This is a genomic window from Bacillus sp. EB106-02-03-XG38 (genome assembly GCF_058792175.1).
The window spans coordinates 301852-327626 of record NZ_JBYTED010000005.1 but is presented as its reverse complement, the minus strand read 5'-3'; the positions used below and the strand labels follow the sequence as shown (position 1 = coordinate 327626).

Annotated in this window: 21 protein-coding genes; 16 read left to right on the top strand and 5 right to left on the bottom strand. The window is 30.9% G+C overall.

The window, feature by feature from the left end; genetic code table 11:
- Window positions 1-11 precede the first annotated feature (11 nt).
- The 4 genes from AC3WTI_RS22300 (at window position 12) to AC3WTI_RS22285 (ending at window position 6736) form a co-directional block, all read left to right on the top strand.
- Window positions 12-197, top strand: coding sequence for a hypothetical protein (locus tag AC3WTI_RS22300; protein ID WP_071758279.1), 186 nt, complete (start codon window positions 12-14; stop codon window positions 195-197).
- 44 nt (window positions 198-241) lie between these two features.
- Entirely contained in the window at window positions 242-1660 is a 1419-nt protein-coding gene (locus AC3WTI_RS22295) for a UvrD-helicase domain-containing protein (RefSeq protein WP_492304443.1), read from the top strand.
- A gap of 124 nt (window positions 1661-1784) precedes the next feature.
- A complete protein-coding gene (locus tag AC3WTI_RS22290; protein WP_492304442.1) occupies window positions 1785-5723 on the top strand; it encodes an nSTAND3 domain-containing NTPase in 3939 nt (1312 codons plus the stop codon).
- Between the two features lie 260 nt (window positions 5724-5983).
- Window positions 5984-6736 (top strand): hypothetical protein, encoded by a 753-nt coding sequence (locus AC3WTI_RS22285; RefSeq protein WP_492304441.1) that lies wholly within the window; start codon window positions 5984-5986, stop codon window positions 6734-6736.
- Between the two features lie 811 nt (window positions 6737-7547).
- Here the strand turns inward: AC3WTI_RS22285 and AC3WTI_RS22280 are convergent.
- Window positions 7548-8420, bottom strand: coding sequence for an NgoPII family restriction endonuclease (locus AC3WTI_RS22280; RefSeq protein WP_492304440.1), 873 nt, complete (start codon window positions 8418-8420; stop codon window positions 7548-7550).
- A 106-nt stretch (window positions 8421-8526) separates the two neighbouring features.
- On the opposite strand from AC3WTI_RS22280, the gene AC3WTI_RS22275 reads away from it, so the two are divergent.
- The 5 genes from AC3WTI_RS22275 (at window position 8527) to AC3WTI_RS22255 (ending at window position 16075) form a co-directional block, all read left to right on the top strand.
- Window positions 8527-9774, top strand: a complete 1248-nt coding sequence (locus AC3WTI_RS22275) for a DNA cytosine methyltransferase (RefSeq protein WP_492304439.1) — start codon at window positions 8527-8529, stop codon at window positions 9772-9774.
- Between the two features lie 460 nt (window positions 9775-10234).
- Window positions 10235-11800 (top strand): type I restriction-modification system subunit M, encoded by a 1566-nt coding sequence (locus AC3WTI_RS22270; protein ID WP_492304438.1) that lies wholly within the window; start codon window positions 10235-10237, stop codon window positions 11798-11800.
- Window positions 11797-13302 (top strand): restriction endonuclease subunit S, encoded by a 1506-nt coding sequence (locus tag AC3WTI_RS22265; RefSeq protein WP_492304437.1) that lies wholly within the window; start codon window positions 11797-11799, stop codon window positions 13300-13302. Before AC3WTI_RS22270 ends, AC3WTI_RS22265 begins: the two co-directional genes overlap by 4 nt.
- Window positions 13299-15020 (top strand): restriction system-associated AAA family ATPase, encoded by a 1722-nt coding sequence (locus AC3WTI_RS22260; RefSeq protein ID WP_492304436.1) that lies wholly within the window; start codon window positions 13299-13301, stop codon window positions 15018-15020. The genes AC3WTI_RS22265 and AC3WTI_RS22260 overlap by 4 nt, the downstream gene beginning before the upstream one ends.
- The gene (locus AC3WTI_RS22255) at window positions 15020-16075 is read left to right on the top strand and encodes a hypothetical protein (RefSeq protein ID WP_492304435.1); all 1056 of its coding nucleotides are present in this window, start codon (window positions 15020-15022) and stop codon (window positions 16073-16075) included. Before AC3WTI_RS22260 ends, AC3WTI_RS22255 begins: the two co-directional genes overlap by 1 nt.
- 961 nt (window positions 16076-17036) lie before the next feature.
- On the opposite strand, the gene AC3WTI_RS22250 is transcribed toward AC3WTI_RS22255, so the two are convergent.
- On the bottom strand, window positions 17037-17360 hold the full coding sequence (locus AC3WTI_RS22250; protein WP_492304434.1) for a helix-turn-helix domain-containing protein: 324 nt from the start codon (window positions 17358-17360) through the stop codon (window positions 17037-17039).
- Window positions 17361-17520: 160 nt separating this feature from the next.
- On the opposite strand from AC3WTI_RS22250, the gene AC3WTI_RS22245 reads away from it, so the two are divergent.
- On the top strand, window positions 17521-17709 hold the full coding sequence (locus AC3WTI_RS22245; RefSeq protein WP_492304433.1) for a helix-turn-helix transcriptional regulator: 189 nt from the start codon (window positions 17521-17523) through the stop codon (window positions 17707-17709).
- 113 nt (window positions 17710-17822) lie between these two features.
- Window positions 17823-18233 carry a hypothetical protein gene (locus AC3WTI_RS22240; protein WP_492304432.1) on the top strand — a complete coding sequence of 137 codons (411 nt, stop codon included), beginning with the start codon at window positions 17823-17825 and terminating at the stop codon, window positions 18231-18233.
- 717 nt (window positions 18234-18950) lie between these two features.
- On the opposite strand, the gene AC3WTI_RS22235 is transcribed toward AC3WTI_RS22240, so the two are convergent.
- A complete protein-coding gene (locus AC3WTI_RS22235) occupies window positions 18951-19244 on the bottom strand; it encodes a hypothetical protein (protein ID WP_098251677.1) in 294 nt (97 codons plus the stop codon).
- A gap of 714 nt (window positions 19245-19958) precedes the next feature.
- On the opposite strand from AC3WTI_RS22235, the gene AC3WTI_RS22230 reads away from it, so the two are divergent.
- The 3 genes from AC3WTI_RS22230 to AC3WTI_RS22220 are packed head-to-tail and all read left to right on the top strand — an operon-like array spanning window position 19959 to window position 21101.
- Window positions 19959-20240 carry a hypothetical protein gene (locus AC3WTI_RS22230; protein ID WP_492304431.1) on the top strand — a complete coding sequence of 94 codons (282 nt, stop codon included), beginning with the start codon at window positions 19959-19961 and terminating at the stop codon, window positions 20238-20240.
- Window positions 20241-20256: 16 nt separating this feature from the next.
- Entirely contained in the window at window positions 20257-20673 is a 417-nt protein-coding gene (locus AC3WTI_RS22225) for a tetratricopeptide repeat protein (protein ID WP_492304430.1), read from the top strand.
- 11 nt (window positions 20674-20684) lie between these two features.
- Entirely contained in the window at window positions 20685-21101 is a 417-nt protein-coding gene (locus AC3WTI_RS22220) for a hypothetical protein (protein ID WP_492304429.1), read from the top strand.
- Between the two features lie 385 nt (window positions 21102-21486).
- On the opposite strand, the gene AC3WTI_RS22215 is transcribed toward AC3WTI_RS22220, so the two are convergent.
- Complete coding sequence (locus tag AC3WTI_RS22215; RefSeq protein ID WP_492304428.1) at window positions 21487-21627, bottom strand: hypothetical protein; 141 nt, start codon at window positions 21625-21627, stop codon at window positions 21487-21489.
- Between the two features lie 899 nt (window positions 21628-22526).
- Between AC3WTI_RS22215 and AC3WTI_RS22210 the strand changes: the two genes are divergently transcribed.
- Both AC3WTI_RS22210 and AC3WTI_RS22205 read left to right on the top strand, forming a co-directional pair.
- Window positions 22527-23117: a hypothetical protein gene (locus AC3WTI_RS22210; RefSeq protein WP_492304427.1), complete on the top strand. Its 591-nt coding sequence runs from the start codon at window positions 22527-22529 to the stop codon at window positions 23115-23117.
- Entirely contained in the window at window positions 23118-24884 is a 1767-nt protein-coding gene (locus tag AC3WTI_RS22205) for an ImmA/IrrE family metallo-endopeptidase (protein ID WP_492304426.1), read from the top strand.
- A 593-nt stretch (window positions 24885-25477) separates the two neighbouring features.
- Here the strand turns inward: AC3WTI_RS22205 and AC3WTI_RS22200 are convergent.
- Window positions 25478-25720: a BRO-N domain-containing protein gene (locus AC3WTI_RS22200; RefSeq protein WP_492304425.1), complete on the bottom strand. Its 243-nt coding sequence runs from the start codon at window positions 25718-25720 to the stop codon at window positions 25478-25480.
- Window positions 25721-25775 lie beyond the last annotated feature (55 nt).

The window sequence follows — 25775 nt, the reverse complement described above, 5'->3', positions numbered from 1 at the left end:
GAGGGAACAGGATGAATAATATTTGGAGGCAAATAGCTACTAACTGGAGAACATTTGAAAACGATAGTGATTCAGAAGTTTTGATAGAAGAACTAACAAATGATGCATTAAATATGGTTTTAGTAGAAGACTCCTTTAAAAGTGCATTGGAATATTTAGATGAAGAAGAAAATGATGATGACGATGATTGGCCGTAATATGATAAGTGAGGTGTAGGAGAAGGGGAGAAACTCCCCTTTGTATGTGTATGGAAAATAAACTCGAGAGTACTGAAATAACATTAACTAAGCAACAACAGGATATAGTTGATTACACAGGGAATGAAATTTTGATTAGAGGTATTGCTGGTAGTGGAAAGACGCTTGTTTTATTAAAAAAAGCGAAGCAAACAGCACTGAAATATCCGAATGAGAAGGTTGTAATATTCACTTATGCAGGATCGCTTTCTAATGCAACTAAATTTTTAATTGAGAAGTACAACCTTCCTAACTTAGAAGTGAAAACATTCCATTCATGGGCGTTTGGTGCATATTGTAAGGTCATGAAAAAGAAACCTATTATTACACAAAAGTATAAACAGGAAGAATTTTTAAAAGAGGCTATAAAAGGCTTAGCAAGTCTTGACCACCGCTTTGTAAAAAATGACGATTATTTCGATTTCCTAAAGGATGAAATACAATGGATTAAAGGAAAAAACATCACTACTTTAAGTGATTATTTGAAAGCAGATCGAAGAGGGCGCGGTACCAATACACGTGTTACTATGAATGATCGTGAGATAATTTATCAAGTCTTTGATCAATATAATAAGAAGAAAAACTATTTACTTGATTTTGATGATTTAGCTGTTGTTCTCATGAAGAATCCAGCTATATTTCCCGATTCCATTAAATATGATCACATTTTTATTGACGAGGCTCAAGATTTACAACAGGTTCAACTACAAGCGTTAAAGCAGATTGCTAGAAAATCATTTATTGTTGCTGCAGACAAGGGACAAAAAATCTATAAAACATCCTTTACATGGAAAGAGATTGGTCTAAATGTCACGGGTAATCGTACGAAAATATTAAAGGAATCCTACCGTTCGACAAAACAAATTATTCAGCTAGCAGCAAGTCTTCAACAAAATGATATGATTATTCATGATGAGGAATACGTAATTCCAAATTTACCGGAGAGGGAAGGTCCTATCCCATATTTAATGAATTGTAAAAATGCTGAATCACAAGATAGAGAAGTTATTAAATCAGTAAAACAAATTATTGAACAAGCACCAAATTGTACAATTGGTATTTTATATCGTGAAGGGTCTTCAAGAAACTCAGCAAAATTTAGAATGCAACGTGCATTAAACGATGCTGGTATTCCATCAGAAGATATTAGGGAGAAGGGAAATCCACATACTCCTGGAGTAAAACTTTGTACCTTCCACTCAGCAAAAGGTCTAGAGTTTGATTTTGTATATATTATTGATTTAATTGAACCTACTAGAATACCAGATGAGGATAAAGAAGAGAATTATTGGGAAATTGAAAGACGCTTGCTGTATGTTTCTATTACGCGTGCTTGTAGGCATTTACAACTATTTACTTATGGTGACACGTTAAGGTTGGTTAAGGAACTAGATTCTGAGTTTTATAAGAGTTTCACTTTATAGAATTTTAATAAAAAAGATTTTATAAAAAGGATAGAAATATTCTATCCTTTTTATTTTTAGATGAAAAATGATATTCTTGTTTATTTAAAAAACTTGTGTATTCTATAGGGAAAGTAGGGAAGTTATGTCTGTTGAAAAGGTCGGTCCTCAAGGTTATGAGTATCAATATCTTGTATCAGTTTTTATGGCGTTGAAATTCATACGTAAAGATAACATGGAGATTTTTATTGAAAGTGAAAATGGTGAGGATTTACAAATTAAGTTTAATGAAAATGAAAAAACATATATTATTGATGTTCAGGTAAAAAAGAGAGAGAAACAAATAGATTTAGTGGAATTCTCTAAATGGATTAGTCATTTTGAAAATCGGAGTAATAATACAAACCTATTTACAAAATTACATTCTGAAGAAACCAGATTTGCATTATACGTAACAAATTCAAGATGTAAAGATGAAGTGAGTCCTTTTATTGCTACTAATACTCACATTAATAGTTCACTTCAAGTGGGTATTAGTGATGAGCTTATTAATAAGATAAAGATTCATACTTTAAGTTACTATGACCAATCAACAAGTTTAAGTATGAAGCGTTATAATTTCTTAAAAGATTTTTTTGTGAAAGTTACAAACAATCAATTAAGGAAAATCTTGAAAAAGAATAAAGTTTGGGATCTACATGATTACGATATTGTACGTGAGAAAATATCTATGTTATTAAATCGAGATTTTTTTGTACCACAAAGTAAAGTAGAAGAAACCATTTTAAAACTTATCGAACTAATAAAATTTGGTCGAGATAGCCAAAATTCAATAAGCCCTAATATTGTTGAACTACTTACAAAATATAAAGGAACAAGAATATTTGATTATGATGCACATCTAATAAATAGAATAGAAAAAGTAGAATGCCAACAAATGTTATCATCAAACCATGTACTTTTATTGACGGGGGTATCATTTTGCGGAAAAACTTATTTAGCTAAAGAAATTGCCCAAGAATACCAAGATAAAGGATTTACAATTAAAGTTACCAATGAGTTACGTGGTGATAACGGAGGTCTATCATTCTTAAATCATATTAATCATGAAGATAGACTATTAGTATTAGAAGACCCGTTTGGAGGGGTTATTACAAGTGAAAAAGCTTTAGAAATCACTGCCGATGTACAAAAATTAATAGAAGATAGTGATTCACATAAAAAGATAATAATTACTACAAGAAAAGATATTTTATTGGATGCTATGAGTAATGAATCATTAAATGAATGTAGAATAGGGGGGAACTCATGGTTTGATTTATCCGTAGACAATGAAAACTTAGAAAAAGAAATATGGTATGAATATTTTGGAGAATCAATTAATTCTACTGAACTATTTAATGAAATTCGTGAATGGTTAAACAAAAATGAAAAAAATGGGAGTTTACAACCTGGACAAATAGTACACTTGTATAAATCTCAAGGTGATATTAAGGAATTGCAAAAAATCGATACTGTATCAATTATAAAGATGGCGAGAGTGGATTCTAACCAATTAGCTAATAAAATTGAACAAAGAGGTATTGTTTGTAAAAAACTATATATCGCTTTAGGGCTAAGTTGCAATACTTATAGACCTATACATTTGGATCACCTATCCTTCATTTTAAGCAATGTAGAAGAGTCTCCTAGTATAGCATATGAGTCAGATATTGATTTTTCAATACAGTATTCATTCTTTGAGGAAAGTGAAGAAGTACACTATCCAACTTATAGTGAAAATAATAAAATTGAGGAAAATTATATAGTAGAACTAAGGTATCTTCATAGGCATGGTTATATAAAGATTGATAATATAATGAAAACAGTTATTTTTACACATCCTATTTATCATTTTGCAAGTAAAATATTATTTGAAGAAAATGTAAAAGATTTATTTGATTCAGATCAAGTACTAAAAATAGTAAATAGGAGTTTGGGGGCCCTTTCTAAATCTGTGAATATTTGCACACTGATGATGTTAGAGTCATTTTATGAGAAGACTGAAGACCCTGTTATCAAACAAATAATGTTAAAAAGCTTGCATTCTATTTATCCCTCTGTTAGAGATAGAGTAATAATTTTCTTTGATAGCAGAATTGACAAGTTAAATAAAGTAGAAGCAGAAGATTTTATAAATTTTATAGAATATCTAAAAATAATAAATAATGATGTTATATTATGGGAGAATGGGGACCCTTACTTCAGTTCTTTAAATAAAAGAAGATTTTCTAGTAGTGAAGTTGATAGTGAAAATAAGGAATCTTTAGATGAAATCCAAGGGAAAATAAAGAATGATGAGAATTTGTCTTCAGAGGAAATGTGGAAAATTTTAAATTCTAGTGTAATTATCAATAAAAAAAGAAATTCCCTTAATATACTCATTCAATGTTTAAAATGCGATGAGGTATTTATTCGAGAAAAGGCCATTTTTCATTTATTCCAAGACTATGCTTATGACTTTGATAACATAGCGGTATATTTAGACCCGCATGAACACCCTAATGTTATTTATAAATTATTTAGAGGTGCGTTGAGTAGTTGGAATAAATATAAACATTCGAGCCAGAAAGAGATTATAGAGTTTTATAAGGGTTGTTTAAATGTGGTATCAGTATCTATACGTTCGTTACGTTTTTTGAAAAATTTTGAAAATCAATACATTACTGATGGTGTCAATTGGTCGGAATTAAATGACATTGAGACAACAGAATTATGGTTAGTTTGGTATGATGTATTTGTAGAGCTTTTAAATAAATTCCCTTCTAAATATATTGTAATGGATGAGGCACATATGGTTAGTGTAGCAAAGTCCTCCTTAAAATACATAACAAATCAAGAGAGAGTAATTGAACTTACTACTGCATGGATAAAGTGGTTAGATAAATATTCAAAGTATCATTTGTCTCAAGACCATGGTATGAGTGTAGCAGAATATTTAATTAAGGGAACTAAAGGAGACTATGAACTAAGAAAAGATGTTTTTCAAAGTTTATTGAACTCTCCAAAAACTAGTTTTATTACCACTAATATACACATTATTGTTGATTATTGGGATTACTTATCAAAAGATGAAAAACAGTTAGTATTAAAGTTACTAAATTCAGGGAGAAGAGATTTAAAGTGGATAAAGGCTGTTGTATTAAATTGCAAAGAAGTTCCTAGTGATGTGCAAATTGCAATATTTGGAGAAATTCTTTTTAAAAAAAATATTGATGAAATTGTTGATAAATTAACTGAGAGTGGTCTTATTGAATTTTGCATCAATATTTATTGTGGTTTCCCTCAACCTTTATGGTGGAACGGCTATCACCATAATAATCATGAACTGTGGGATACAGTAATCGAGAAAATTTTTGAAAAAAATAATTATGATAGAGCATTTCAAATAGCATTAAGAGAATTTATTGATAATCTTTATAATCATAATACAAGAAGATTTCCTGATGGTTATGAGTTTTTAAAGAAGGAGTTATTAAATAATAAACAAAAGAGGAGTTTAGTATTTAATAGACTACTATTTGAAACAATTACACAGAATCAAGCAAATAAAAAATTATGGATGTTACTACTGACAAATAGTAGTATAAATGAACGAAAGGAGTACCTAGATAAAATTGTTGATTATATTGAGGCTGTTCAACACTATCATACTAGTTATAATGATTTACACTCTTTATTTGATAAATCTATTATTTTAAATGAAATATATCCTAGAATACAAAAAGACTTCGAAATATATAAATATTGTATAAATCAGCTAGAGATTTATAGAAATATTAAAAAAGCAGAGTGGGAAGAAAATGAACTGTATCGAAAGGTAGTTGAAATTTTTAGAATCTATATCGAAAAGAATTATGACATAATGCCTCCTAGAATGTCGTTAACAGATAGGTATGTTTTATATACAATAGAGGCATTAAAGATTGAAGATATGGAACTACAAAATAAGATAAAAGAGAATTCAATGAAACAAAATAAGAGTAGGGAACAATTGGTTAAGGAATTTGATGATCACTATGAGATTGAAAATTGGATTTATTAAAAAATCTAAGCTACTAGCTTATTAAAAGAGTTCATTCCAAGCCACTACTTGAGAACAGTAGGTACTCGTGCTGAAGAATATAAAGTCACATAGTCATTAATTAAAAAGTTATATGATGATAGAATTGGCAGATTAAATGATTGTGAAATAAAACTAACAAAGAATGAATTTCTCAGTTACTATAAATAAAAGTTTATATTTAAAGAGAGCTCAGTCAGCTCTCTTTTTGTCACTATATAAACGGGAAGCAGGTAAAAAAAATGAATAAAGAGACCTTTGCTCAATGGTTAAAAACAAACTCTGATTTGAAGAAATATTCTATTGGAAGATATGCTAATGCAATTGATACCTTAACATCTGAACTAGATAGTTATGGATTACCTGAGGCGGATTTATATGATATTTCTGATACGGTATTTATCGATACTATTCTTAATAACCAAGAGTTTCAAAAAAAGAATGCCAGGGGAAATAGAATGTATAGTACAGCTTTAAAGCATTTTAAAAAGTACATGGAATTTTATTATAAAGAATATCACATTGAGTTATTAAAAGAAGAAGTTGATTATGAAAAGAATATTGTAAAAAATATAATTAAAGAGAAAGTTAAAATTGTAGATCGAAAAAAAGGGAGACCTACTTATAAAACAATAAATAATAAAAAAATATGGAATAGGAATCCAAGATATGCAAGTGAGGTTGTGGCTGATGCTAAAAATTTATGCGAATTTGATAATGAGCATAGACATTTTATTTCTAAGTTTAATCAAAAGAATTATGTAGAGGCACATCACTTAATTCCTATGAAATATCAAGATTACTTTGATTGTAGTTTAGATGTTCATGCCAATATAGTCTCAATCTGTTTAGTCTGTCATAAAAAAATACATTACGGATTATTTGAGGATAAAAAAGAAATATTAGACAAGTTATTTAATAGTAGAAGAGAAAGACTTAAAGCAAGTGGAATTGAAGTAGCAATTGATGAGGTTTATAGTTATTATCAAAAGTAATATATTTGTAATTAATTTTGGTAACTCTAATTTTATTATAAGTAGATGGCAGCAAACAAACGAATAGATACTACAATATTTGATTTTAAATTTTGTTTAAATCTAACTTTTTTGAAGATATTATCTATATAGTAATGACTATAATTTTTGACTTAATAGGGTTCTTTTCCTAATTATACGTATATTTTATAAGAATTAAAACGGCTTTAAGTTTATCAAGGTTTTGTGGCATTTTCGAGTATTAAAACTGCTACATCAGCTGCAACTATTGAATTTTCAAAATAATGTCCTAATTAGAAGGGGGAAAGAGAGTCTGTTTATGTCTAAAATAATTGAAACGATTGATGACTTCAGATTTAATTGGGTAGAAAATCAAAATATATTGGAAGCTGTATATATCATCTAAAGAGGTTTAAGCATTAATTAGAGATTTTAGAAGTGTTTAAAGTTGAAGTGAGTATGAAGATTATTTTATGAACAGGTATAGTTTTCTTATTGGTTATGAGTTTTACAGGAAAGAAAGCTCTTTTACAGAGAGTCTTATAAAGTTGTTCAAGCTTTAAAATACAAGAGACAGCATTGTATATCTTATGATGACAATTACTGTCTCTAATTAAGCTAACACATTTGTTAGTTCAACAAGAAATTGTGACTTTATGTGCCAAAATTGATTTTAAACCATGACTTTTACATTCTTCAGGAATCAACTATTAAAATTTATTAAGGTTAAAATGTTGTATTCAAGATTTTCTTTTTCCTTACATTCTTTAATTTAAACGTAGTAGCCAGAATTATTATTCACTTATATGTATTAATCAGTCCAACCTTCGAATAAAATTGCCTTGAGTTCTTCACTTGGTTTATTGGGGTTTGGAATACATATTTCAGTTTTTTTTAATCTCCCACTAGCAAAATGTGTTGAAAAATCAGGTTGTTCTTCAAGAGCAATGTAATCGTTAACTAGCATAACTAAAAATATTTTTGAAGCATCATTGGGAATATCATCTCTTGTAATGTAGTTATTAAATACTTTATAGGGATGTTCTAATTCATACATTCCTCGAACTCGTAGGTTTGATAGTTTTAACGGGTCAATTCCCTTGGCACGAGCCAACTCCTTAGAAGCAATTAATGTTGCATTTGTGCTTGCTACTGCATCCTTAATTTCATCAATTAGGTTTAAATAGATAGAGCGATCGGCTATCATTGTATTCCCGTAAGCAAACCAAAGCGAAAGAAGTTTGTTATTTTGAGTGTTTAAATTCCCAGCAACATAAACAATTTCTTTTCTCTCCCACGTATCCTCATTAATCTCTTTGGGTAAGTTCTGACTTTCAGGGTAAATGTAATCTTTAGGATACGAACTGTTTAACGCCAGAGAAGTATAGCTCTGGTTATTTAGCTTTTTCGGCTCAACACCAACTCCACCCTTAATAATGAAATCAGGGAAGTTAGAAGAATTACCTTTCCAGCTTAGATATTCATTGTACTTCCTCATTTTTTCTTGTTCGTACTGGTATTGACTAGCACCAGTGCAAAACATATCCTTTATGAAAAATTCAAGACTATCCCCTGCAGCATTGGCTGAGCCGTTTGATCGGAAAATAGGTGTAAGAATACTGGAATTTCTGTCTAGAATATTCTTTAAAGCCACTAAAACATTTGTTGTAGGTGATTGTGCCATTCCATTGCTCCTTCTGTTTTTTTCTATATTTTCTCATAAAAATAAAGACTGGCCAAACCTAATTTATTATGGTAAGATGCTATATATTGAAAAGGAGTGATTTTTTATGGTACTTACTGAAAGAGAAAAAAGAACTTTTGTTTCTTCGCTTACTTTCACGCCTGAAGAAGTACAAAATGTTTTGTTTGAGAAAATCCGTGAAGAAAATGAACTTGTTCAAACTAATATCACTAAACAAGACAGATTAGAAGAAAAAGAAATGCTAAAAAAACTTCATTATGTCGAAGAAGAAACTAATATTGTTTCGTTATTTTCGGGTGCGGGTGGTTTAGATTTGGGAGTAGAACTTTCAAGCATGGTCGTTCAATTTGGAGAAGAGAAAGCATACAAAGCTTTTGAAAATAAAGAAGACTATTTGAATTTGCGTAGTAAAGTAAAATGTAATTTTGTTTATTCAAATGATATGTTTGCATCGGCAAATTTAACTTATGTTAATAACTTTGCTCCTACTGTTACTAAAGTTGCAAAGGATATTCGTAAAGTAACAGAGTTTCCAAGTTGTAATCTAATGCTTGGCGGATTTCCTTGTCCTGGTTTTAGTAGTTCCGGACCTCGATTACTCGATGATTCACGGAACTTTTTATATGTACATTACATTCGTGCCTTAGTGCAAAGTACACCCGAGTTTTTTGTTGCGGAAAATGTAAAAGGTCTTATGACAATGGCAAGAGGGCAAGTTCTAAGTCAAATGATAGAGGACTTTAAAGCTGCGGGTTATCACGTTACTGCTCATTTAGTTAATTCTCGTGATTATGGTGTTCCACAACTTCGTGAACGAGTATTTATTGTTGGAATCCGCAATGATATTCGTGAAAAATATGGTTTTGAATATGAAGTTCCCGAACCGACACATGGAGAAGGGAAGATACCATATGTTACTTTGAAAGATACAATTAGTGATTTACCTCTAGATGCTAAAGACGTTTACGAAGGTTCGTTTTCAAGTATGTATATGAGTCGTAATCGAAAAAAGAATTGGAACGAGCAAAGTTTTACTATTCAAGCGAGCGGTAGACAAGCTCCCATGCACCCTCACGGTGAGCCTATGAAGAAAATTGGAAAAGATTCTTGGGAATTTCAAGGTGATTTTAATCGTCGTTTATCAGTGCGTGAGGTTGCCAGAATTCAATCTTTTCCTAACTGGTTCGAGTTTTCAAATGGTAGCAAAGAAAACGTTACGAATAATCATAAGCTTAATGAACAATACAAACAAATTGGAAATGCAGTTCCGGTATTACTAGCTGAAAAAATGGTTCGTCCAATCATTAAGTTCTTATTTGAAGAGATTATTTAAGTAGAAATTAAATTCTTAAATAGAAAGAAATCATATTAAAAAGACATCTTAAATTAGATGTCTTTTTAATTAGTAATCGAGTGGTAGTATGCAGTATGAATACATAAATTATAGAGAGAAGTTCGGAGGATTTTACAGTTAGCTTATTGGAGAAAAGAAAATTAGATTTAGAAATACTTATAATGAATATATAAATGTAAAGTATGGTATTAGTAATTACAATTTATTTTTAAAAGACTTTCCTGAGGATTTTACTGAAAAATTTGATTGTTATTTTAGTCTTAATTTAAAACGATTGGATTTTCTATATCTTCTAAGAAAGTTTGTTATAGAATATGAAAAGGCTAAAGAAAGAAATTTGATTGAATCTCTATTCGCTATTATTGATAGGGAATTCATGGAATATTGTTGTGTGGAAAATTAGTGGGGATTAAATTAACTTGAAAGGTTGGGTTATACTATGTTACAAGATAATTCAAATTTAAAGAAAAAAGTTGACCAATTATGGGACAAATGTAGGAGGGGGGGGATATTTGACCCCTTAACAGCTGTTGAACAAATTACTTATTTATTTTTTATGAAACGTATTGATGATCTTGATATAAAAAATAAAGCTCATACAAAGTTTACGGGTGAGTCCTATCTTTCTAAATTTGATGGCGTTTTTATTATCCCTGGTTCAAAAGAGGAAGTGAAGAAAGAAACTCTAAGATGGAGCTATTTTAAACAAATGCCAGCAGAAGAGATGCTTTCCCATGTTCAGCTTAAAGTTTTTCCGTTTCTAAAAGAACTTAGTGGTGAGTTATCCTTATTTACCAAACACATGAAAAATGCGGCATTTATCATTCATGAAGCGTCATTTTTGGTTGAGATAGTTAAATCTATAGAGGAAGTTTTTCAGGAGATTGAGAAGAATGCTAATAAAAAAAATCAAACTATCCAAGATATTCAGGGTGATGTTTATGAAATGCTTCTTAGTAAGGTTTTTACTGCTGGTAAAAATGGTCAATTTCGTACACCGCGTCATATTATCAAACTGATTACGGAACTTGTAGATCCACAACTTGGTCATCGTATTGCCGATCCAGCATGTGGTTCTGGTGGTTTTCTGTTAGGTGCTTATCAATACATCATTACACAACTTAGTAAACAGAAAGAGGAGTTGCAACCTGATGAAGATGGTTTTATTCAAAATTCCGTAAGTGATTTGTTGACAGGGGACGTAAAAAATGTACTAGAAAAAAGTCTTTTTGGATGTGATATTGATGTGACTATGGTGCGTTTAGGACTCATGAATCTGATGATGCATGGAATTGATATGCCGTATATTGATCACAAAGATACTTTAAGTAAGGGGTATAACAAAGAAAACCGGTTTGATATTATAATGGCCAATCCACCTTTCACTGGAATCATTGACAAGGATGAAATAAATGGTAACTTAAAGCTAAATACTACGAAAACAGAGATTCTTTTTATAGAACGTATCTTTAATATGCTAAAAAAAGGGGGAACTGCTGGTATTATAGTTCCTCAAGGTATACTTTTTGGTACAGGTAAAGCTTATGTGGAAGCTCGTAAAATCTTAATTGAAAAATCAAAGCTAAAAGCAGTTATTACCATGCCAAGCGGGGTCTTTAAACCTTATGCTGGAATAAGCACAGCTATACTTATCTTTACAAAGGGTGGCGAAACCAAACAAGTTTGGTTTTATGATATGCAAGCTGATGGATATAGTTTGGATGGTAAACATACTAAATTAGAAGGCTATGGCGATTTACAAGATATTATACTTAAGTACAAAAAGAGTGATTTTAAAAATGATGTAGATAGAACAGAAAAACACTTTTTTATACCCAAAACTGAAATTGTGGAACAAAATTATAATCTTTCATTAGCAAGTTATAAGAAAGATGTATTTGAATCTGTGGAGTATGAAGCACCTTCATTAATTTTACAGAAGCTGCACGTTATTGAAAATGAAATTGTAAAAGGAATCTCAGAGTTAGGTGAGTTAATTAAATGAAAAAAGAGAAACTAGGCAAACACATAATACAATTTAGAGGTATTTCTTATAATTCAAATGAAATATCATCTCATTTAATAGAGGACTTTATCCCACTTATTAAAGCAAATAACATAACTGAAGAAGGATTTAATAAGAAGGATTTAATTTATATTAAAAGCGATAAAATAAAAAATGAACAACTTATAAAAAAAGGGGATGTTATATTAACTGCATCGAGCGGAAGTAAGAAAGGAATTGGAGAGAGTATTTTCTTTGATGCTGATTTTAACGGTTCATTCGGCGCCTTTTGTAAATTAATTCGTCCACAGAAAACCTTATATCCTGGATATTTAAAACATTTTTTAAAAACACCTCATTATAGACGAAATATAGAGAGATTTGTACAAGGCGTGAAAATCAATAATTTGAAGGATGAGCATATTGCTAATATCTTAATTCCTATCCCGGAAAATTATGATGATCAAATTCGTATCTATACAGTTTTATCAAAAGTAGAGTTATTGATTGCTCAACGTAAAGAGAGCTTATGCCTCCTGGATGAGCTAGTTAAGAGCACATTTCAACACATGTTTGGGGATCCGTTGGAAAATGAAAAGAGGTGGGAGAAGAAAAGGATTAGTAGTTTTTCTGATGTAATAACAGGCCTTCCTAATGGCTTGCTACACAAAGTAGATTATATTAAAGGAGGACATCCATTAGTTAATCCAAGCGATATTAAAGATGGTAAAATTAAGCCGAATCTTAAGTTAACCATCCCTACAGAGCTATTCAATAAGTTAACAAAGTATCATTTAAGTATAGGAGATATTGTCCTTGGTAGAAGTGGAGAAATAGGAAAATCTGCAGTAGTTCAAGATAACTCATTTGGATTACTATGTGGAAATAAAAATATAATTATTAGAATAAACAATGGGTGCAGACCAGTTTTTCTTCAACATCAAATTACAAATTCTTCTTTAAAAAGAGTTCTAGAAAAAACAGCGAGGGGTACTGCTATGAAAAGCATTAATCCTAGTATTGTTGAGGAGCTAATGGTCGTTATTCCTCCTCTTTCTATTCAAGAAAAATTTTCCCAATCTGTAAAAAATATAGAATCTGTTAGAATAAAATATGAGATGAGTTTAAGGGAGCTGGAAAGATTATATAATTCTCTTAGTCATGATGCGTTTTCGGGTAAGTTGGATTTAAGTACAATTTCTATGAATAATTTATTAGAATATAAAAATGATAAAATAGATTTAGGAGGAACTTCTTCTATGTTGGAAACTGTAAAAAGGTTCTCTAAAGAAGAGTTGATAGCAATTGTAAAATCAAAGTCAGGTAATTTATTTGCTTTCGACGATTTGTGGGAAAGTCTAGAGGCAGTCTCCTATAAGGAGCCTCCAAAGTATGAAGAGGTAAAAAAAATAATTTTTACACTGTTAGAGGGAGAATCTCCTCTCCTCTCTCAAGTTTTTGATAAAGAAAAGGAAGAAATATTATTGAGGTTAAATATATGAAACTAATACGTATGAAAATAAATGACCCCAAAGGTTTCAGAAGGCTACAGAAAGGGTTCGAGGTACAGTTTTTAAGAGTGAAGGACTATGGAGAATCAGGGAATTTTAACCCGTATATTCTAACAGGACCAAATGGTACTGGAAAATCTAATGTGTTAGAAGCATTGGCAGCTATCTTTTATCATATTGAATGCGTATATCTAAGATATAGACCTGAAAGCTTTAGATATGACGAAGAAGAAAATCCAAATGGATTTAGAGGAGAGAGTTCAACCCCCAATGCATTTGAACTTGAGTACTTTATACCTGTACCAAAATCGCTGAATAATAAACAGGAAAAGGGTCATGCACACATAATAATTATTAAAGAGGTTGAAAAAGTTCCTAAGTTAAAGTGGTTAAACCGGAAGAATTTTGATGATAAAGGTGAATGTATCTTAAATCGAACAGAGGTAAAAGATTTTCTTCCTAAATTTGTTTTAGCTTATTCTTCTGGCGAAAATGAAATTTTAAGCCTGCCATTTTTCAAAATGCGTTTTATTCATTTTGATGAATATAGAGATCGTCTCATTAGAGATGATTTTTATGATCAAGTTCCTGAAGGTAGATTAATATATCTAGATGAGCATTTTAGTCAGGCTATTTTGCTTAGTAATCTTATTTTACAAACAAAAGAAGTGTTGTACCCATTTCAACATGAATTAAATCTTAAAGGGGTAAAAGAATTTCGTCTTCTAATTGGGAAGCATCATTATGAGAATGTACATGAAGAAATCTTTTTGGCGTTATCTGATAATGATAAAAAAAATCCTAGTAAGACTAAAAAAGAGCTTACTTCCAAGCTCATCGATACAATTGAGAAATTTGAAAAGTGTTCTACTACAAAACACACTATCTATAATGAAGATGGAGAAGAACAATATTTAATTCTTGATTATTCTGTTGATGAAGCTACAAAAGAAGCATTTCGCTTTCACTTTAACAATTCCCCTTTAGAGCTATTTCAGGCTTTTCAAATATTGTATACATTGAACTATTATATTATTGATCAAAGGGTAAGAGATCGAATTTATCAATCAAAAAATGTTTATCTGAAGCAGGATATGACTTCCATTTCTTTAGATGAAAAAAGTATTTTTCGGATAAAAGAATTTCGTCTTGATAAAGATGAAGTAGATGAAGTTGTATATACAAGATTATTATCTGACGGGGAACATCAGTTTATCCATTCAATTGGGCTTTGCCTTTTATTTAAAGATGAACCTTGTCTGTTTCTTCTTGACGAACCGGAAACTCATTTCAATCCTGATTGGAGATCAAAGTTTATTTCCCGGCTTCGCGACTGTTTTAAAGAAGGAAATGCCCAAAATGTTATGCGTGAAATACTTATAACTACCCATACACCTTTTTTAATATCTGATAGCAGGAAAGAAAATGTTTTACTCTTTAATAAATTTTTAAGTGGAGAGGGTGTGGAAGTATCACGACCTGATTTTAATACCCTAGGAGCCTCAGTAAATAAAATTACAATAGAGGCTTTTGGTAAGTCAGAAACAATTGGTAACTATGCGATGCAGGAACTCGATAAATTGAAGAAACGGTTTGAAGAGGGGGAAAGTGGACAGAAAATCATAAAAGAAACTAATGCTCTCCTAGGGGATTCAGTAGAAAAAGTTCTTTTTATTAATAAAATTATTGACAATGGAGATGGCGCATAATGCTTTTCAGTTATAAGTATATATCTCATGACATAGAAAAAATGCAAATGTATATTGATTTTCTGTTTTTACAGGTATGGTGTAAGGCTGAGGGGAAATTTAAAATTGAAAAATTAAATGGCTGCCCAGATTTAAAACAAATAGTTTTAGATGTTCATAACAATCCAAGAATTAAAAAGGATCATTTGTATGGACCTATTGAAAAAGTATATAACTGTTTTAGGAACTTTACTGAAGAAGAGATAAAGAATTTAGAGAATTGGTATATAAAAAACAATTCTATTGAAGAACTTTGTAATAACAGTAATGATTACACACCTTTAACATACTCTGGGCTGCAGAAATTCAATGAAGAAATTGCAGTTGAATTAAAAGAATTTTTCACTAATTTATTTGAAAATGTAATTGATCTCACAGATGTTAAAAATAAGATTGGTGATATTGATCATCACTATAAACAGTTTACAAAAGAAAATGATGAAGAGCTTTGCCCTTTTTGTGGATTACATGACTTAAAAGGTCCTTATAGCTCTACACGTGAAGCATATGATCACTATTTGCCAAAAGCGATATATGCTTTTAGTGCAATTAATTTCAAAAATTTAGCTCCTATGTGTCATGAGTGCAATTCTTCATATAAATTAAAAAAGGATCCGTTACACTCAGCAGAGAAAAAAAGAAGAAAAGCTTTTTATCCTTATAATACATATTCTGGTGATATCACTATAGAGGTTCAATTATTAAATAATGATATTTCATCTATAACTCCTCAAGAAATCGAGCTAGAGATAAACTCAGTAGAGCATCAAGAAGAAGTAGAAACTTGGAAAGAGATATTTGGTATAGAAGAGCGATATAAAGATATCTTGCGTAAGAAAAATAAGGGGAAAGCATGGCTTCAGCAAATAATTGAGGAAAGTGCGAATTATGGAATTTCACCAATAGAATTTTTCAAGGCAAAAAAAAAATATGCAGAAACAAATTGGTTGGGTGAAGCAAATTTTTTAAGAATGCCCTTTTTAGAAGCGTGTGAGAGGAATGAAATTATTAAATAAATAAAATTTTTATCACATATTTACAATTATATAAATGTAACTTGTATACAGGGAGGTAGATTTTTAGACTTAGGTTACAAGCTTTTTGTAAAACTAAGTTAGAAAGCATAATTTTATCGAGGTTTGTTATGTTATCTAAATGTTTTAAAATTGGAAGAAATCCCATAAAAAATAAAATGTCAAAGATTTGACGATAAATTCCTGGAGTGTGCACCAATATTTATCACTCTAGAGGAAGCTAGATGTTTAAAATATTGACTCAGGTGTAGAATAATGTCTACCATTGATAAGTTCAAGAAGCAACAAACTATATGACGATTTTGGAAATAAATATAGAAAATATCCTTTGCTTTATTAGACTTCTTTAATTCGATGAAGAATAGTTATCTAACAAATTCTTTAACTAGAGGAAATAATTGAAGTCCTACATATAATTAAGAAAGAATAAATTGATTTACGGGACCAATCTTTCCAATATCAGAAAGAGTTCACCTATCAATTGTTCGGTTTAATTCCATAAATTATGATTTATTATCAACCAATAAATATAATTTTCCCTATATTTCTTAATTATTATTATTTGATTTATCAAAGTGAAAAGCATAGTCATAAAGAATTAGAGAGTAGTAGTTTTTATCCTTATTTTCAATATACAGTTGGAAGTAGCTACAAAGGTTGGTTAAAAAGGCATACCATAAATGGTGTGCCTTTTCTTTTGAATAAGGTAAGTTATAAAAATAAATAGTTGGCTTTAAAATATTATTATTTGATACAATTAAAGAATAGAAAACATGAAATCAAATTTCCTACCCTATTTCTGCTCAGAAATTGTTGTTTTCCCTATTTTAGTAGTTGATTATACGTAGCTAAACCCCTTTAATATAAAAAGGGTTAGCCATAATCCCGACTGACCTTGAATCGGCAATCTCCACCTTACCGTGGTGAAGCCCCTTTTTGTATACTAGTCTTTTTTTTGTATTATAAACTCCCAAAATCTTTTTAATTCCTCACGTTTTTGTGAAGGGGCGTTCTTTATATCTTTAAACCATTGATGAAGCTCAGAATCTTGTATGTCTGTAATTTGTCTAATCTCAGTTGTACCGAGGAGGTAATCAATAGATACTTCAAAGAAAGCAGCTAATTTAATTAATGTATTATAATCAGGCTCCCGATTACCTTGTTCATACATTGCATATGTAGTTCGTGCAATTCCTAGCTGTTTTGCCATATCTTCTTGACGGAGTTTTCTTTCTTTTCGAAGAGTATGTAATCTTGTGCCAAACATATGTTACCTCCTTTCAGATGTTTTCTATATCAATTATAACGTCACAATATGTAACGTTTAATAAAGTACACGAAAAGTGTAAAAAACATTGAATTTATGAATCTTATCATGTAATATGATTATTAGTTACACATTTCGTGACAATGGAAGAAGGGGAATAATGAGGTTTTGGTTATTGGAAAAACGTAAACATAAAGAGAAAACACAAGATTATATTGCATATAAGGCAAGAATATCTAGAAGTATGTATGCAATGATAGAAAGTGGTGAAAGAAATCCAAGTGTCCCTGTTGCAAAGAATATAGCTAAGGTACTAAATTTTGATTGGACACTTTTTTTTGATGATTAATGTCACAATACGTGTAATCTAGAGAGCGAGAATATCATTTCTATATTCTTTTCCTAAAACAAAACAATTTATTAAGCATTTATAAAAAAATTAGACAAGGGAAGTGTTTAAACATGAATATGAAAAAATTTGAAATGCGTGAAAAACGATTAGCAGAACTACTAGGCGCAAAAGTACTATGGGAATTTATAAGTGCTGTTACAGAGGAAATCGAAAAACAGGAATTAGAGTCTACACCAGGATTATTAGAAGATCTATTCATACATGTAAAAGAAACTATTCAAATTCAAAATATGAATCCACGCATAACAAAAGCCTCTGCAAAAACAGAGGCTGGTAGTATAGATAAAGAGACATTATATATGGAAGCATATGTAGAATTAATCAATCATAAGTTTGTTATTTCTGAATTAGCTGTAGAGCTTTCATCTGTTCTAAAAGAATTAAATTGTTTTGTTCAATCATCTTTGCCACAGCTTCAAAATAAGCTTGATTCTCAAGAACCTCAATCTGCTTCCCTATAGGGAGTGATTGAAGTATTTCTTTTATTTCTTTACACTCGTATATGTTATTCCCCGAGTCTTGGATTAATATATTATATAGTATGAGTAGGAAATGCACTTGATAGTTTACATTGGCAGTAACATTATTTCCAACTCGTAAGGTAGACAAAATGATATCACCAACAACGTAAACGTATCGTCATCTAAACAAAGCCGTAGATTTTGCGGGAGTACAGAGCATGGGAAATCATTTGCTAAGAAAATTATTTAGACATTGGTACTATATATAAATAACACAAAGATGTAGCGGAGTTGCAAAAGATATTAAATCATAGTCATCCGTTGGTAACGTTACTATATATTGGAATTATGGTAGAACAAATTGAAGATAAGTTACAATCGTTTAAAATGTAGTCGACAAATATATCAGCTTTTTTATTTAAGGCGGGGGAGGTTTTCGGGGGGGTGGGGTGGTTTGCAATGTGTCCGAAAAGTCCGTGCAAAATTTAAAACTTCAGATCTAAGACGTAGAGGGGCATCTAGCGTTTTAGCGTATATAAGCCTGTATATGTGTAAAATCGACACCAAGGTCGACGTGAACGGTTTGCTTTAATACTTAGTGCACAATTCGAAAGGGGATACGCAATACATTACGGCTGGTTCGACTTATGTAAATATACGTTAGTAACGCACCTTAATGAATGTAGAAAAGACCGCCTATTACGGGCGGTCGCATTTTTATATAGCTCGATTTCTTTTTATTTTTGCCTTTATGTATTTTATATCTTTAATAGTCTTATGAATCATTATAGGTATTAGAATGATCATTATAATACAATAGAATACATTCCAAGCTGTACTAATATACGTATCGTTTAGTCCCTTTATATTTAGCCAGTAATCCACCACCATCCCACCGAATAAAAGTGATAAACATAACGTACTGGCATCTTTTCCTTTGTTCCCAAGAAAAATAATGAAAAACAAGAAAAAGAGAGCAATAGGTATATTGATATCATCAAAAATCATCATAGCAATCACCACCTTTCAAATAAGAATATTGATGCTAATTACATTCTATTATACGTAGGAGATTCCCAGTATTCTGTAACGACTTTAAGGTTTTTTTATAATCAAAGTGATCAAATGTAATTTTATCTAAGTCATCACGAGCTATTTGTAATTTCATAACCAGATTCCTAGATTTATTACCATATGTATCAATTAGTTCATCCACTTTAATTAATATATTAGAATATAATTATAACAAATAAAAAGATAATATGAGGGTTTAAATTGGTTTTTAATGGACAAATATGTAAGGAACATTACGGGATAACAAAATTTATAATTCGAATAGGTTTAATTTAGACCTTATATATCCAAATGGTTCCCGACCTCGGAAAAATTTTATCAAAAAGCTGTCCTTATTCAGCATTTTCCTCATCTTCTATTATAATCACGAATGATTCTCTAATATCGTTTGTTTTGAAATAATACGATACTTTAGCTAGTGTTTCAATATTGGCCCTTTTAATATCTCCATTGCTCATTTCATTTACCGCATAAAGACTTATTACCTTTAGTATTTGAACCAGTTTGTTTTGATTTATCCTTATTCTCTGTTAATACTTTTTGTAATTTGAATTTTATTTTCTTCATTAAAAAGTTAAAAGTTTAAGAGAACAATATGTAGGAAAGACACCTGGAAAGAAAACAAGAACTGGCCGTGAAGTAATAGAAAGAATGAAAAATGAAAATTCACCAAGAATTAGGACAACACGTGCAAGTAAAATGCAATTTAAGGCAAGTGATGGAGTATGGTATGATCTTAGTAAATCAGATATGGCTCATCTAACCAATGCTGTCTCGTGGTGGAATATTATTGGTAGGCATTATGGAGCAAAGTCTAAGGAAGTTAGAAATTGGATGCTAGATTCTGTTAATTATGAATTAGATTATTTTAGTTTAAATAGATCAGCAGGCGCTAAATTAGGTGAGAGATATTTGCCACCAACAAAAAAATAATTGGAGGTAAAGGGAATTGGAACTAGATGACAAAGTATACAATCAAATTGTACAACTGTGTGAAGAGGGAGATATGCTATTTGAAGTAGAACAATTTGATCAAGCACTGGAGAAATATTTAGTGGCTTTAGAAATGGTGCCAGCACCAAAGACGGATTGGGAAGCAAGTACTTGGTTATATACAGTAATAGGCGACACTTATCTTATTAAAGATGACTATGAAATGGCAAAAAGTAATTTTTATAATGCTTTAAATTGTCCAGGCGGTATTTTGAATCCATTGATTTTATTGAGACTTGGAGAAAGCTTGTTCGAATGTGGAGAACTTGAAAAAGCTAAGGAATATTTATTAAAAGCATACATGCTAGAAGGTTACAAGATATTTTTTGAAGAAGATGATAAATATTTTGATTTGATTAAAGATATTATTTAAGAAGGAGCAATATGGCTATATTACAATCACCTATAAAAGAGAAATTCGAAAGTCTCGTTAATCAGAGTAATGATGAATTTGTTAAAGGTAATCATAATGAGTCTATTATATTATTAGAAGAGGCTTGGAGTGTATTGCCTAATCCGAAAGGTATTTATAATGAAAGTTATGATTTAGTGAATGATATTATTGATACTTGTTTTATTGTAAAGGATTTTAAGACAGCAAAACAATGGTCAGATAAAATGTTTTTAACCGGATTTATGCGTATTGATACAGGTGAAAAAGAATTTATTTCAGGAAAAATTGCGTATGAATTGGGTGATTTAGAAATAGCAAAAGAGTTTTTCACCTTTGCTAACAAAAAATCGGAAGGAAGATGTTTTGAAGATGAGGATGTTAAGTATCTTAAATTCTTCAAAAGTTAAGAGTGTAGGCTAGGTGGTAGATAGCTAAACATTTTATGTATGACGAAGAAGAATAAATAATAGCAGAATAATTGAAATATAAGCGTGAACCTTGGTTCACGTCTTTTTTGCGTTATTTTCAGTTTCTCCGTTACAAAATCGACTTAGGGTCGTATTTAATAGCGTGAGAGACGAGTAGTAGCTGGACACCCCTCTACCTGCGTCTCTTCCAAGATATACGAATAAGAAGTTTTGGAGCTTTTTTGAAATTAACGTTACGAAGTAATTCAGGGATTGGATTTAAGCATAGGAAAAAGAATTCAATAACAATCGGAGGTAGTTACTATTGAAAAATCAATATCGTGAACTGTAAGTGACAGCGCTTCGCTGATACGGAAGAATGTGTCTATACGAGATTCATAATAACGTAATCTTGAAAATTGCTATAGCTTTGTTTATTTGGAGTATCAAGTAAACGTCGTAATTCATCAACTGTAAGTACAGCAATCTCCTCTTGTGGTTCGTTTACGTTTTTTATTTGCTTCATAGGATTACACTCAATCAATTCTTCATCAACTAAAAAGCGTAACATCACTCGTAATGTCTTCAGCCGTGTATTAATCGTTGAAGGAGAGAGACTAACTGTTTTACAATCATCAGATTTGTAATTTTGGTCTTCAAACGGTATTAATTTTCTCATTCTTCATAAATACTATGTAATTGTGGATTACATCAGTCGTAATTGTATCTATCTTACTGCTAAGACCTTTGTAATCGAGGAAATATATAAAGTATCAGAAGTTTTCTTTATACTGATGCAAAGTGCGTGTAGCTCGTCCTTCAGCTACCTTGGCATGATAGAATCTCTCGAATAAAGCGTCAATCGTTTGTGTAGCGAATATTCGTCACTATGTCTTTAAACGTGTTCCTTCATTATTAAGTGTTATAGAAAAAACGAAATGGGAGGCGTATAACTACCCGTTGCAGCCGACCGCCACCCTGCGTCAAGTCAATGTTAAGTCAATGGAAAATAAAAACCGCATCAAACATTAATTTGACACGGTTTCTACAACTATGACCCCGGAGAGGATCGAACTCAAAACCTCCACCCTGTCAAGGTGGCGCTCTCCCTGCTGAGATACGGGAGAAATGTTGATTTAAAGGCGTTGTCATGGGTTTGTATGAACGGAATTCTATTAAAAAAGTAAAGGTTATTGTAATTTATGTGACCATTTGTGACCACAAAATTATGTCCTTAACTGACTGTATAATGGAAATTAGTACTACTAGATTAGATGCTCTGAGAATAAACAATAGTGGATTCGTATATGCCTTTAAAATCTAAAATTAATTAAGTTTTTTTCATAGAATAATATGGTATAATTAGTATGTTTTAGTTGATCTGAAGCGAACGTATATTCTTGTTTTGAGGTAGGGGGAACGAATGTGGATATGAATAGATGTGGGACTTGTGAACAGTGGGGAAATGAAAAACACTCGCATCTTCACATAGAAAAAACTGTTGAAGGCTTACTTGAAATGAGAGATTTAGAACAAAGTCAAACAACATTAGAAGCAGAAAAAGTAGATTTATCAGAAGCTATTATTTATAGATATGTTTGGGCATCAGCAGATTTATTCAAGATGTCATCGAGTCAGTCTATAGCTTCTGTTGCACATTGTCTATGTATCGATTGTATTAACTATAGCTTATCCTTTGTTCCTCATTATGGAGATGGTGCATACTGTACAACAAATGGAGAACTTAAGGAAGAGAGTCCTAGAGTAATGCATACTCATGGCATTGATATCAGAGGGATGAATTATCGAGTTTTAATGAGAATTAAAGATACTTCTAATTTTAAAAAGATAAAAAATACGGCAGGTGTGACTAGAAGTATTCCTGTTGGGCAAAAATTACATAAAGGAATGTTAGTGTTTTCGGAAGAAAATGCAATTAAAATCATCGGTTTTCAACAATGGGATGGAGAAAAGTGGGAAGATGTATTGTTAGATGATTTAAAGGGGGTGAGTTAATTGAGGATTGATAATATTGTATTTAACCCCTATGTGGAAAATACATCATCTCAAATTGTAGATATAATTGAAGAATATTTGAGAACTACTCCTCGAGAAGTTGCACTGCAAAAATTATCAGAAAGGATATTTTACGATAATTCAGTAGGGTGGAAAGAGCCTTTAGTGGTTATCTTTAAAAAAAATGTTGAATTAACTAGTCAAGTTCCAAAATATTACTGTGAATTAATTCGAAACCAATGTCATGAAATTCTTCCCCAATTTTCTTACCTTGTAACCTTTTTAATTGCTGAAAAGATATTATTAGTAGATGTCATTTCACATGAAATGATAAAGAATTTAAATAATGAAGAAGCAAAATACATTTTAATGGCATTTTTAGCTTCTTGGGATATGAACAAAGCTATAGATCTAGATGCTGACTATGTTAGGGAGAATTTTGTACATATTATTGAATCAAGTCGAATGCCGATTAAAGAGTTGATATTAAGTTCGTCAAAAAATCAATCTTATTTTTGTGTGATTCAAAATGCATTAAAAAATGTAACTGCTCAGTATCATTTTAATCAAGAAATACAAAGAATAATTAGGTCCAAAAATAAGGGTGAGTTAGAAGAATTAGCTCTATTTTTTGAAAAATGTAATCGAAGTGAAGAAGAGCATGTTATTGAGTTTATTGCAGATTTAATTGAGTTAAGTACTGTACAAAGATTTTTGAAAGAATCTTGGGATTTTAATTTGTTAGAACGTTTATATAAAAATTTTGCTCGTAATAAAGCAGTAATGTCCCAGAGCTTAAGGAACATTACTATTAATACTTTAAATAGATTTAAAAGCGAGATGGAATCTGGTTTTGCAATTGCTGCTAGACAAGAAATAAATAAGCTAAAGGAAAATGATAAAAATTATATCACGCAAAGAGTTAAGGAATTATCAGAAGCTAAGATACTTAACTATAATGAGGTATTTATTCCACCTGCGAATGAACAGTGGGAGTGGGAAGATTATGCTCATTATCTAGTTAAATATTATAAGGAAAGACATCCAAATGAAGAGGTCGTAGATGTAATTCAATTGGCTAAGGACTTAGGGATAAAAACAATAGTAAAGAAACTGGAAACAGAACAGTTTGATGCGTGTTTAGTGAGAGATTGTACATTGAAAGCACCTGTAATTATTGTGAATTCTACGAAAAAATCAAGGGGAAGAATTAATTTCTCAATAGCACATGAAATAGCTCATGCTATATTGCCACATCACGCACAAAATAATTTCTTCTGCTTTTTAGATGATGTAAATGAAACAAGCAAATTTAAGATGGATAAGCACTTAGAAAAGGAAGCTAACAGTTTTGCAACGTATATACTTTTACCTTATAAACAATTCATAGAAGATATTTCTTGTATGGATTTCACAATAAAAAATGTTAAGAGGTTAAGTAAAAAGTATAATGCATCATGGGTTCTTGTAGCTAAAAAGTGGGTAGAATCAAGCAAGTTAGAAATAGCTATGGTTTTCTCTACAAACGGAGTTGTAGATTGGTGGAGCAGGTCAGAAAGTTTTCCTTATTATAAGATTGAAGGCGCTATTTATAAACAGTCTTCAGTATTTCGGGCAATTGAATTAGAACGTAAATTAACAGGTAATAAAGTGATTTTTGATAAGTGGTTTCAAGCGGAATACCCAAGACATAGGATTCAAGAGCAATCGTATATGCTGTTCGAGGATAAGGTTCTTACTTTATTACAAATAATTGATGAGTATTAAAGATAATTGTCTCCGAAAATTATTGTATATGTTGATAAGTAAACGATATATTAAGTTATCTAATGTAGTATTGCTTTTGATTTATAAAAATGGAGGATATATAGGCCGCACATATAATCGTATAACAGATATTGAGTTAGTAATAAATGATTCATTAGCATATAAAACGTCATTGGCAAGTTCTGCAGGTAGAGTAATTGTAGGGGGGTGCAATTATTGGTGGTGTCACTTAATTGAGTCATTAATGAATAGAAACAGATATTTGTAATATAAATGTAAGTTAAAAGATATAGTGGAAGTGAACAGTCATATGGCTGTTCTCTTTTTTGTTAGAAGAGAGAGGGATATCAAAAGGTAAAGCAGCTGAAATGGATCATGCCATTTGTCATGAAATACGAGTCAATTTGGAATAATATTGTAATATGGTGAACGATATGCGGAATACAGCGCAAAAAGGTGAAGAACAGGGCTTTACTCGATTCAATCCATCAATATAAGTTCGTTCTACAAAGAAATTAGATAGGTGCAATTTTGCGTTCATCTTGTTCCATTACTGTTAATTCATTTGTCATCATTAGTGCCTCCATTGTAATTTAATATAAATCATCTTCTGTTATGAACCACATTTCTCGTTTTTGACCTGTGGTAAACAATCCTGCCATCAGCTTTTCATCATCGTCTACATTGGAAATTATTTTATTTACGCTACTTGGATCATAACCAATCCATTCAGTAACATCTTTCGCTAAGAATAATGGATTATCTGCATCTCCATAAACCTTAAATCCTTTACCTAATACTTCTTGTTCGTGAATTACTTGTAATTCGTTTGTCATCATTAATTCATCCATTGTTGTTTAATGTTATTTGCAATACTTTTGTTTTAATAGC